Source organism: Streptomyces sp. NPDC002851 (assembly GCF_053591935.1).
The window spans coordinates 1-11,662 of sequence record NZ_JBSFUT010000075.1 but is presented as its reverse complement, the minus strand read 5'-3'; the positions used below and the strand labels follow the sequence as shown (position 1 = coordinate 11,662).

The following is an 11,662-nucleotide window of genomic DNA, read 5'->3' as shown; positions in this document are numbered from 1 at the left end:
CGCTCCCCCAAGCTCTCAACTGCGTTCGAGCAGGGAGGTACCCCCCTGCGCGATACCTGCGGCGGGGGTCCGGGGGCGGCAGCCCCCGAAGCTGCTGCAAGCTTTCGGGAAGGGGTGGGGTGGGGAAGAACCACCCGCCTCAGCCCGCCGCCCCGTCGCAAGCCTGCCCCCGCAGCGTCCGCGCCAGGTCGTCCCGGGCCTCCAGGACGAGGCGCCGCAAGGCGGGGGCCGCATCCGGATGCGCGGAGAGCCACGCATCCGTCTCCGCCAGCGTCGACGGAGAGTCCTGGAGCGCGGGGAACAGCCCCCGCACCACATCCATCCCGATCTGGATCGACCGCTCCGCCCACACCCGCTCGATCACCGCGAAGTACTTCGGCGCATACCCCGCGATCAACTCCCGCTGCGACGCCTGCGTGAACCCCGCGATCGTCGCCTCCACCAGCGCATTGGACAGCTCGTCCGACTCCACGACCTGCGCCCACGCCTGCGCCTTCACCGCCGCCGAGGGCCGCGCGGCCAGGCACCGCACCTGGTGCCGCTTGCCCGAGGCCGTGTCGTCGCGGGCCAGCTCCGCCGCGAGCGCCGCCTCGTCCGCCCGGCCGTGCGCGGCGAGCGGCTCCAGGAAGGTCCAGCGCAGCTCCTGGTCCACGTCGAGCCCGTCGATCTTCGCCGTACCGTCCAACAGGCCCTGAAGCAGCCCCAGATCCGCGTCCGACTCCGCGACCGAGGCCGCGAAGCGGGCCCACGCCAGCTGATGCTCGCTGCCCGGCTCGGCCAGACGCAGCTCCCGCAGCGCGCCCTCGGACATCAGGCGTCCACCCTCGGGCCGCCACCGCGGCGCCGCGTAGAACGTAAGCGCCGAACGGGCCCAGGTGTGCAGCATCTGCAGCACCCCGATATCGGTCTCGCGCCCGGCGAACCGCAGCACCAGGTCGATGAAGTCCCGGGCCGGCATCAGCGCGTCCCGCGTCAGGCTCCACAGCGCGGACCAGCACAGCGCCCGGGCCAGCGGGTCCGTCACCTCCCCCAAGTGCCCGCGCAGCGTGTCAAGCGAGCCCTCGTCGAAGCGGATCTTGCAGTACGTCAGGTCGTCGTCGTTGACCAGGATCAGCTCGGGCCGCTCCTCGCCCACGAGCTCCGCCACCTCGGTCCGTGGCCCCGCCACATCCACCTCGGCGCGCGCGTACCGCGCGAGATCCCCGTCCGCCGAGCGCCGGTACAGTCCCACCGCCACGCGGTGCGGCCGCAGTTCGGGGTACGCCTCCACCGCCTCCTGGAGCACGGCGAGGGAAGTGATGCGGCCCGCCGCGTCGTACGTCGCCAGCGGCGTGAGCGAGTTGACGCCCGCCGTCTGCAGCCAGGACCGCGCCCAGGTCGTCATGTCCCGGCCCGAGGTCTCCTCCAGGGCCGAAAGCAGGTCGCCGAGGCGCGTGTTGCCGTACGCGTGCCGCTTGAAGTAGCGCCGCGCCCCCTCCAGGAAAGCGTCCTTCCCGGCGTACGCCACGAGCTGCTTGAGCACGCTCGCGCCCTTCGCGTACGTAATGCCGTCGAAGTTCAGTTTCGCGTCCTCAAGGTCACGAATATCAGCGGTAATCGGATGCGTCGAAGGCAGCTGATCGGCCCGGTACGCCCACGCCTTGCGGTTGTTGGCGAAAGTGATCCAGCCGTTGGTGAAGCGGGTGGACTCGACCATCGAGAACGAGCCCATGAAGTCCGCGAAGGACTCCTTGAGCCACAGGTCGTCCCACCACTCCATGGTGACCAGGTCGCCGAACCACATATGGGCCATCTCGTGCAGGATGACGTTGGCCCGCCGCTCGTACGACGCCCGCGTCACCTTCCCGCGGAAGATGAACTCCTCGCGGAAGGTCACACAGCCCGGGTTCTCCATCGCCCCCAGGTTGTACTCGGGCACGAACGCCTGGTCGTACTTCCCGAAGGGGTACGGGTAGTCGAAGTGGTCGTGGAAGAAGTCGAGGCCCTGCTTCGTCACCAGGAATACGTCATCGGCGTCGAAATACGGCGCGAGGCCCTTCCGGCACAGCGCGCCCAGCGGAATCGTGAGCCGCGTGCCGTCCTCGAAGGTCCGCTCGTAGGTGTCCGTGACGTAGTGGTACGGGCCCGCCACGATCGCCGTGATGTACGTGGAGATCGGCTTGGTCTCCGCGAACTTCCACACGCTGTCGACGTGTTCGCCCGCGCCGTTGGACCACACCGTCCACCCCTCGGGCGCCCGCGCCTCGAAGCGGAACGGCGCCTTGAGGTCCGGCTGCTCGAAGTTGGCGAACACCCGGCGGGAGTCGGCCGGTTCGTACTGCGTATAGAGGTAGACCTCGCCGTCCTCCGGGTCGACGAAGCGGTGCAGGCCCTCGCCGGTGCGGCTGTACGCGCACTGGGCGTCCACCACCAGCTCGTTCTCCGCCCGCAGGTCCTCGAGGTGGATGCGGGTGCCGTCGAACACCTCGGACGGGTCGAGGTCCGTGCCGTTCAGGGAGACCGCCGTGACGCGCGGCGCGACCAGGTCGGCGAAGCTCGACGCGCCCGGCTCGGCGCAGCGGAACCGGATCGTCGTCACCGAACGGAAGGTGCGCGGGCTGCCGTCCGATGCCGATGCGTCCCCGACCGCGGAGCGCAGGTCGAGCTCGACGTCGTACCCGTCGACGGACAACAGGGCGGCCCGCTCGCGGGCTTCGTCGCGGGTCAGGTTCTCACCGGGCACGGGCACTCCTTCGTGACGCCATGAGGTCGAGGTCGCTGGAATCGTCCCCGATCCTCGCACGGCCCGCGACCCGCAGGCCGGGCAGACAGCCATCCGGGAATGCCTGCCCGGCCTGCGGCGTTCGCCATTCTGAGGCTTTGAGCGCGACAACTCTCACGAGAACTCTTACGTACGAGGAGAGACATGACGGAGAAGGTCACCGCCGACTTCTGGTTCGACCCGCTGTGCCCCTGGGCGTGGATCACGTCCCGCTGGATGCTCGAGGTGCAGAAGGTGCGCCCGGTCGAGGTCCGCTGGCATGTCATGAGCCTCGGCGTCCTCAACGAGGACAAGTTGGACCAGCTCCCCGAGGCGTACCGCGAGAACATGCTCCCGGGCGGCAAGTCCTGGGGCCCGGTCCGGGTCGCGACGGCGGCCAAGGAGGAGCACGGCGAAGAGGTACTCGGCGACCTCTACACCGCGCTCGGCACCCGTATCCACAACCGCGGCGAGGGTGTGAACAAGGAGGTCGTGGCCGCCGCCCTGGCGGACGTCGGCCTGCCCGCCTCGCTGATGGACCACTGGGACTCGCTCCAGTACGACAAGGAGCTGCGCGCCTCCCACAAGGAGGGCATAGACAAGGTCGGCCAGGAGGTCGGCACCCCCGTGATCTCGGTCCCCGGCCCCGACGGCAGCGAGATCGCGTTCTTCGGCCCGGTCGTCACGCCGGCCCCGCAGGGTGAGGAGGCGGCCCGTCTCTGGGACGGCGTCCTTGCCGTGGCCTCGGTCCCGGGCTTCTTCGAGCTCAAGCGCACCCGTGACAAGGACCCGGACTTCAGCAACCTGTAGGTCGTACGTTTTCCACGCTCCGTACGATGCGGAAGCCCCCGCGAGTCACGTCCTCGCGGGGGCTTCCGGTTTTTCCGCCTGCCCGGTGAAGGTTGAGAAGACGATCACGAGCAGGACGTATCGGGGCGTGCGCCGTTACGGCGCGAGCAGCAGATTGGTGGCGCTCTGCTTGGCGGCGGCGTAACGGCGGGCGACGTCCTGCCAGTTGACGACCTGCCACATGGCCTCGATGAAGTCCACCTTCTGGTTCTTGTACTGGAGATAGAAGGCGTGCTCCCAGGCGTCGAAGACCAGGATCGGCACCGAGCCCTGGCCCACGTTGCCCTGGTGGTCGTAGACCTGCTCGACGATCAGGCGCCCGCTCACCGGCTCGTAGGCGAGCACGCCCCAGCCCGAACCCTGGGTGGTCGCGGCCGCCTTGCTGAGCTGCGCCTTGAACCCGGCGAACGAGCCGAAGTACTCCTTGATCGCATCCGCGAGCTCACCCACACCGTCCACGGCGAGCGGCTCACCGCCGCCGTCACCGGTCATGTTCTGCCAGTAGATGGAGTGCAGGATGTGCCCGGACAGGTGGAAGGCGAGGTTCTTCTCCAGGCCGTTGATCGACCCCCACGTCTCCTTGTCGCGCGCCTCCGCCAGCTGCTCCAGCGTGTCGTTCGCGCCTTTCACATACGCCGCGTGGTGCTTGTCGTGGTGCAGCTCGATGATCTCGGGACTGATCACGGGCGCCAACGCGGAGTAGTCGTACGGGAGTTCCGGGAGTGTGTAGACGGCCATCGGGTCCCCTCCAGGGCTTATTGCAAATAACTTGCAAGTGCATCATAGAGGCAGCTTGTCGATCGTCGCTCGATGGGGTGAACCTGTGAGGGTCTTCAGCCTTGCGGGGGCCCGGCTGGCACGCTTAGGGGTGCCGCACGCGAGCCACCGAAGGCACAATCCCGGCTGATGGCTGGTGGACCCGGTTTCACTGGGGCGTTGACCGTGCAGGACACCCGGGCTGCGATGCCCGGGCGCGGGGCCCGGTCAACGGCCTCAGCCTCCCGGCGGAGGCAGGATGCAGCCGGGGGCGCCACAGCCAGTGGCGTTCGCGAGCCGCCAGCGCGGGGGAGCCACTCCCGATGCAGTTGACGCAGCGTGTAGACGGCCAGACAGAAAGGGCCCCGCACGGATCCGATCCGTGCGGGGCCCTCTCGCGTGGCGGGCGGTTCAGGCGTTGGCGTCGGCCTTCTCCTTGGAGTCGCCGGGCTCGTCGGATTCGGCGTCCGCGTCGGGCTTGGCTTCGGCGTCGGATTCGGCGTCCTCGTCCGTGTCGGCGTCCTTGCTCTTGGCGTCCGACTCGGTGTCAGCCTCGGCGGCCGCGTCGGCCTCGTCCTCAGAGGTGGCTTCCTCCTCGGCGTCGGAGTCGGCGTCGTTCTTCGCGGCAGCCGCCTCGAGGGCCGCATCGCCACCCGCCGGTGCCGCCGGAAGCTTCCCGGACTTCAGGGCCTCGAGCTCCGCGGCCAGGTCGTCGACCTTGCCGTGCGCGGCCTTGATGCCGCGCGACAGGTTGAGGAAGTAGCCGAGGATGGCGAGCGCCAGGACCAGGCCACCCGTGTAGTACAGCTGGATCCGGGTGCCCTCCTCACGCGCCATGAGGACGAAGACCGCGGCCATGCCGAGGAGCGCCACCCACGTGAGGTACGGGAACAGCCACATCTTCACGACGAGCTTCTCCGGCGCCTCACGCTGCAGCTTCCTGCGCATCCGCAGCTGCGAGACGGCGATGAAGAACCAGACGACCAGGATGATCGCGCCGATCATGTTCAGCAGCCAGGCGAACAGGGTCTCCGGGTACCAGTAGCTCAGGAGCACGCAGACGAACCCGAAGACGCTGGACGTGGCGACCGCGATCCGGGGCACGCCGCCGGAGACCCGGCCGAGCGCCGACGGGCCCTGGCCACGGGCGACCAGCGAGCGGGCCATGCGGGAGGCGCCGTAGATGTTGGCGTTCATCGCGGAGAGCAGGGCGACGAAGACGACCACGTTCATGATCTGGCCCGCGGCCGGGAGGCCCAGGTGCTCCAGGGTCACGACGTACGAGCCCTTGTCCGGGTTGGGCAGCGCCGGGTCGTTCCACGGCACGAGGGTCGCGATGACCGCCATCGAGCCGATGTAGAAGATCGCGATGCGCCACATCGCCGTGCGCACGGCCTTCGCCACGCCCTTCACGGGGTGCTTGGACTCGGCTGCCGCGATCGTGACGGTCTCCAGACCGCCGTACGCGAAGACCGAGGCGAGCAGGCCGACGATCAGGCCCTCACTGCCGTTGGGGAAGAACCCGCCGTTGCCGGTGAGGTTGGCCAGGCCCGGCGCCTCGTTGTTGGGCAGTACGCCCGCGATGGCGGCAATGCCGACGCCCAGGAAGAGCAGGATCGCGCCGATCTTCAGGGCCGCGAACCAGAATTCGAACTCGCCGAAGTTCTTCACCGAGATCAGGTTGGTGACGCAGAACGTGAACATGAACAGGGCGACGAAGCCCCACTCCGGCACGCTGGGCGCCCAGCCGTGCGCGATCTTCGCGGCACCGATGGCTTCGAGACCGACGGCGACGCAGAGCAGGAACCAGAAGGACCAGCCGGCCGCGAAGCCGGCCCACGGGCCGATGGCCCGTTCGGCGTGCACGGAGAAGGAGCCGGATGCGGGGTTGGCGGCGGACATTTCGCCGAGCATCCGCATGACGAGCATGACGAGGGCGCCGGATATCGCGTATGCGACGATGATCGACGGTCCTGCGGCCGAGATCGCGGCGCCGGAGCCCACAAAGAGGCCCGCGCCGATCACGCCGCCGAGGGCGATCATCGAGAGGTGACGCTGCTTGAGGCCGTTCGACAGCGGAGAGCCGCTCTCCGTCGTGTCGGCCGGCGCCCCGGGGGAGAGCGTGGTCCGAGTCATTGGAATGGGGGGCCCATTACGTGAGGTGGCGGTCTGGACCCGGTCAGTGTGGGGGCCGTGTTCGCTCAACAGAAGGCACAGCTCGAAATGCGGACACTTCGCTTACGCGCCGCACACAGTTGTGAACTGTATGTGAAGGTCTCGGGAATCAGGCACGAGGCTCAGACGCCGACGCGGGGCTGAGGCGCCGCCGCCTGCGGTCGCGTCCCTCACGCCCGAGCGCCACGATCAGCACCACCGCGGCCGCCCCCGCCGACCAGAGCAGCTGCGGCCGCGCGGTGTCGTCGAACAGCATCAGTACGACGACCGCGGCCATGCCCGCGAGCGCCGCCCAGGTCAGATAGGGGTACGCCCACATCTTCAGGACAAGGCGCTCGGGCGCCTCCCGCTCGATCAGCCGCCGCAGCCGCAGCTGCGAGACCGCGATCAGCGTCCATACGAAGATCAGCACCGCGCCGACCGCGTTGAGCAGGTACAAGAAGATGGTGTCCGGCCACCGCAGATTGAGCCCGACGGACACGAACCCGAAGGCCACCGAGGCGAGCACCGCGCGCCGCGGCACCCCGCCCCGTGACACCTTGAGCAGCGCCCGCGGCCCCTCACCGCGCTCGGCGAGCGAGAAGACCATCCGCGAGGCGCCGTACAGATTGGCGTTGAGGGCGGAGAGCAGCGCCACGAACACCACGATGTTCATGATCTGGCCGGACGACGGCACCCCGATCGAGTCGAGCACCGCGACGTACGGGCTGAGTCCGGCCCGCTGCTCGGTCCACGGCAGCACCGTCACGACGACCAGCATCGAACCGATGTAGAAGAAGAGGATCCGGTACACCGCGCTGCGCACCGCCCGCGAGACGGACCGTGCCGGGTCCTTGGACTCGGCGGCCGCGATGGTCACCACTTCCAGGCCGCCGAAGGCGAAGACCACGGCGAGCACACCGGAGACGACGCCCTGCCAGCCGTTCGGCAGGAACCCGCCGTCACCGACGAGATGTGTGAACCCGACCGGATCCGTGTCGGGCAGCAGCCCGAAGATCGCGAGCGTGCCGAGCAGCAGAAAGAGCACGATCGCGGCGACCTTGAGGGCGGCGAACCAGAACTCGAACTCACCGAAGTTCCGCACGGCCGCGAGGTTCGAGGCGGTGAACGCCACCATGAAGATCAACACCCAGGTCGCCTGGGGCACTTCCGGCACCCACCCATGGGCGATCTGTGCCGCGCCCGTGGCCTCCACGGCGAGCACCACGACGAGCAGAAACCAGTAGAGCCAGCCGACGCTGAACCCGGCCCACCGCCCGATGGCCCGCTCGGCGTGCACCGAGAACGACCCGGAGGCGGGCAGCGCGGCGGCCATCTCGCCCAGCATCCGCATGATCAGCATCGCCAGCAGCCCGGCGATCAGATACGAGAGCACGATCCCGGGCCCGGCGACGGCGATCCCGGCACCGGAGCCGACGAACAGCCCGGCGCCGATCACCCCGCCCAGGCCGAGCATCGTCAGATGGCGCTGCTTGAGCCCGTGCGAGAGCGGCTCGGTCTCGACGAGCGAGTGCCGCTCGGCGGTGGAAGGACCGGCGGCGGAAGGCCCGGCTGCGAGGGCGTCGTGCATGGTGCGGACTTTCGATTTGACGGGAGTGCACAGTCTGTCCCGTGCGGGGCAGTCCGCGCAAAAGCGGTCGGGGCCGGTGGCCCGGCTCCTTTGTGCGGTCCGCACCAAGCGCTCACCTGCTGCTTTGTGGGCGGTGGCCGGTGATCGCCCCAGCGCCGTCGGCTAACGTCGCCGTGTTCCGCTCTGCCCGTACTTCAGCAGTCCCGTGTACGTACTTGAGCAGTCCTGTCCGTACTTCGTCCGTACTTCAGTAGTCCCGCAGTAATCCCGCACTTTTACCCGTCCCTTCTTCAGTACCGGAGTCCCGCCATGGCCACTGCCGCCGTCACCACCCGTCCCGGTCAGGTCCTCGCCGACCTGCTGCCTGCTTCGCGCGCCAGGTATGCGGTGGACACCGTGCTCGTCGTCGGCGGTGCCGCGCTCACCGGCCTCGCGGCTCAGCTCGTCGTCCCGGTGCCCGGCTCCCCGGTACCGGTCACCGGCCAGACCTTCGCCGCGCTCCTCGTCGGCACCGCGCTCGGCGCCGGGCGGGGCTTCCTCTCGCTCCTCGTCTACACCCTCGTGGGCGCGGCCGGTATGCCGTGGTTCCAGGGCGGTACGGCGGGCTGGGGCGGCGCCTCCTTCGGATACGTCCTCGGCATGCTGCTCGCCGCGACCATCGTCGGCGCCCTGGCCCGGCGCGGCGGCGACCGCTCGGTGCTGCGGATGGCCGGAACGATGGCGGCCGGCTCCGCGGTGATCTACGCGGTGGGCGTGCCGTGGCTGATGGCCGCCACCGGCATGTCCCTCACGGCGGCCCTGGCGGCGGGCGTGGTCCCGTTCCTGATCGGCGACGCGCTGAAGGCGGCACTGGCGATGGGTGCACTGCCGACGGCCTGGAAGGCGCTGGGCAAGTAACTCCTGGCCCGTCCGGTAGCCCGTCCGGCGGTCGAGGACGAGCGCTCCCTCAAGCTCTCAACTGCGTTCGCGCAGGGAGGTACCCCCCTGCGCGATATCTGCGGCGGGGTAGGGGACTAACTCCCCACCCCGAGCCGCACGCCGTACGCGTACCGGAACATGCCCCCGGGGTCGTACGCCGCCTTCACCTCACCCAGCCGTGCCCACGCCTCCGGCTCATAGGCATCCCGTACGACCTCGACGCCGAACTCCCCGAACAGATGGTTCAGGTTCCGGCCCAGCGCAGCGCCCCGCAGCGGTGCAAGCACCCGCGCATGCGCGCCCCGCACCGTCTCCCGATCGGTCCCGTACAGCGCGGAGAGAGCGGAGACCAGCCAGCGCGCCCGCCGGTGCCCGGAAGCGTTCGGCACCGCAGGGGCCCGGCCGAGCGCCCCGCCCAGGTGCTTGACCTGCACCACCGCACCCCGCGCGGCCGTCCCGGTCAGTGACTTCAGGGCGGCAGCGTCCGGCGCGTCGGCGATGAGCACGTTGTCCCCGTCGTACGGGTGCGGCTCAGGTGGATCGCTGTGGATCGTGTGGCTCTCGGTGTACGGCATCACCCGCAGGTTGTCGACGATCCGCGGCCCGAACTCCCGCAGCGGCGCCACCAGTTGCTCGCCCTCCGCGGCGGACCCGGTGAAGGCCACCCGTACCTGCAACACATACCGCCCACGGAACGCCGCGGGCGCGAACGGCGCGTCCGGCCACTGCATCAGGGCCACGGACGAGGTCAGCTCCTCGGGCAGGTCCTGCGCCCATGCCACGTACGCGGCGAGCGCCCCCTCCACCTGCTCGTCGGCGAAGGCGAGGATCCCCCCGTACACACGGGGCAGCGGCACCAGGTCGAATTCCACGGCCGTCACGGCCCCGAATCCGCCGCCGCCCCCGCGCAACGCCCAGAACAGCTCGGGCTCGTGCTCCGCGTCGACGCGGCGCGGCTCCCCGTCGGCCGTGACGAGGTCGAAGGACCGTACGTGGTCGGCGGCCGGGCCGAACTGCCGCCCCAGGATGCCGAGTCCGCCGCCGGTCAGATAGCCGACGACGCCGACGCCGGGCGCGGAGCCGTTCAGCGGCGCGAGCCCGTGCGCGGCCGCGGCCTCGATGACCTCGGCCCAGCGGACCCCGGCGGCGGCCCGCGCGGTACGCCGCACGGGGTCGACGACGAGGTCCTTCATACGCCCGGTGGTGATGAGGACCCCGCCCTCGGTGGCGGCGGAGAGCCCGTGCCCGGTGGACTGGACGGCAACGCCGAGCCCCCGGTCACGGGCGTACGCCACACCCGCGCGGACATCCGCGGCGCTCTCGGCGCCGACGATCAGGGCGGGACGGTGGGCGTAGGCGGCCTGAAAGCCGGACCGCTCGTCGTCGTAACCGGGGTGACCGGGGCGCAGGACGGGGCCTTGAGTGACAGGTGTCTGCTGGTTCATGCGGGACAGCGTCCTCGCATAACCTGACATCCGCCGTCAACTTTTTCGGACCCCGTCCGACCAGTTATTCGGACCCCGTTCGACCGGTCTTCCGGCCCGCCCGACGACGGGTGCGGCGCGTCAGAGTCCGGCAGACTTCTTCTTCGCCCGCTTCCAGGCCCACTCCCGGCCCCCGGCCACCGCGAGCACCACGGCCGCGACGAGCAGCGAGAGCACCATCTGCTCGCGCCCGGTGGTGTCCACGAGCATGTAGCCGATCACGAAGACGATCATGCCGATGGTGAGCCAGGTCAGGACCGGGAACAGCCACATCTTCACGACCAGCTTCTCCGGCGACTCGCGCATGATGATCCCGCGCATCCGCAGCTGCGTCACGGCGATCACGAGCCAGACGAACAGGGCCACGGCGCCGGAGGAGTTGAGCAGGAACGCGAAGACGGTGTCGGGCCACTTGTAGTTGAAGAAGACCGCGACAAAGCCGAACACGACCGAGCCGAGGATCGCGGCCTGCGGCACGCCACGGGCGTTGGTGCGGGCGAAGGCGCGGGGTGCGTCGCCGCGCTGGCCGAGGGAGAAGGCCATTCGGGAGGCGGTGTAGAGGCCGGAGTTGAGGCAGGAGAGGACGGCGGTCAGGACGATGACGTTCATGACCTGGCCGGCGTGCGGGATGCCGATGGAGTTCAGGGCGGCGACGTACGAGCCGTCCTTGGTGATGGAATCGCTGTTCCATGGCAGCAGCGTCACGACGACGAAGATCGAGCCGAGGTAGAAGACCGCGATCCGCCAGATCACGCTGTTGGTCGCCTTGGTCACGGCGCGCTGCGGGTCCTCCGACTCACCGGCGGCGAGCGTCACGATCTCGCTGCCCATGAAGGAGAACACCACCATCAGGACACCGGTGAGGATGGCCCCGGCGCCGTTCGGCAGGAAGCCGCCGGTGTCGGTGAGATGCGCGAAGCCCGCGCCCGGGTTGTCGGAGCCGGGCAGGAGGCCGAAGACGGCGAGCAGGCCCACGACGACGAACGCGCCGATCGCGACGACCTTGATCCCGGCGAACCAGAACTCGAACTCACCGTAGGAGCCGACCGAGGCCAGGTTGGTCGCGGTCAGGACGACCATGATGAGCAGCGCCCAGGCCCACTTCGGGACCGCGGGTATCCAGCCCTCCAGGATGTCGGCCCCGGCGGTCGCCTCGACGGCGAGTACGAC

General features: G+C 69.7%; 7 protein-coding genes and 1 pseudogene. 2 read left to right on the top strand and 6 right to left on the bottom strand.

Features of this window, described 5'->3' with window-relative positions; translation table 11 throughout:
• Window positions 1–139 precede the first annotated feature (139 nt).
• Entirely contained in the window at window positions 140–2,722 is a 2,583-nt protein-coding gene (gene pepN, locus ACWD10_RS38015; RefSeq protein ID WP_451098352.1) for an aminopeptidase N, read from the bottom strand.
• A 183-nt stretch (window positions 2,723–2,905) separates the two neighbouring features.
• Between pepN and ACWD10_RS38010 the strand changes: the two genes are divergently transcribed.
• Complete coding sequence (locus tag ACWD10_RS38010) at window positions 2,906–3,550, top strand: mycothiol-dependent nitroreductase Rv2466c family protein (RefSeq protein WP_451098350.1); 645 nt, start codon at window positions 2,906–2,908, stop codon at window positions 3,548–3,550.
• Between the two features lie 135 nt (window positions 3,551–3,685).
• Here the strand turns inward: ACWD10_RS38010 and ACWD10_RS38005 are convergent, their stop codons facing one another.
• From ACWD10_RS38005 to ACWD10_RS37995, 3 genes and pseudogenes are all read right to left on the bottom strand, one after another.
• Window positions 3,686–4,327 carry a superoxide dismutase gene (locus ACWD10_RS38005; RefSeq protein ID WP_451098348.1) on the bottom strand — a complete coding sequence of 214 codons (642 nt, stop codon included), beginning with the start codon at window positions 4,325–4,327 and terminating at the stop codon, window positions 3,686–3,688.
• A 777-nt stretch (window positions 4,328–5,104) separates the two neighbouring features.
• A pseudogene (locus tag ACWD10_RS38000) lies at window positions 5,105–6,481 on the bottom strand (amino acid permease); the annotation flags it as partial.
• A 148-nt stretch (window positions 6,482–6,629) separates the two neighbouring features.
• The gene (locus tag ACWD10_RS37995) at window positions 6,630–8,090 is read right to left on the bottom strand and encodes an amino acid permease (protein WP_451098347.1); all 1,461 of its coding nucleotides are present in this window, start codon (window positions 8,088–8,090) and stop codon (window positions 6,630–6,632) included.
• A 309-nt stretch (window positions 8,091–8,399) separates the two neighbouring features.
• Between ACWD10_RS37995 and ACWD10_RS37990 the strand changes: the two genes are divergently transcribed.
• Window positions 8,400–8,987: a biotin transporter BioY gene (locus ACWD10_RS37990; RefSeq protein WP_451098345.1), complete on the top strand. Its 588-nt coding sequence runs from the start codon at window positions 8,400–8,402 to the stop codon at window positions 8,985–8,987.
• A 116-nt stretch (window positions 8,988–9,103) separates the two neighbouring features.
• On the opposite strand, the gene ACWD10_RS37985 is transcribed toward ACWD10_RS37990, so the two are convergent.
• Window positions 9,104–10,453, bottom strand: coding sequence for an FAD-binding oxidoreductase (locus ACWD10_RS37985; protein ID WP_451098343.1), 1,350 nt, complete (start codon window positions 10,451–10,453; stop codon window positions 9,104–9,106).
• A 120-nt stretch (window positions 10,454–10,573) separates the two neighbouring features.
• Window positions 10,574–11,662 (bottom strand): amino acid permease (locus ACWD10_RS37980; protein WP_451098341.1); only part of this gene is annotated, 1,089 nt, incomplete at its 5' end.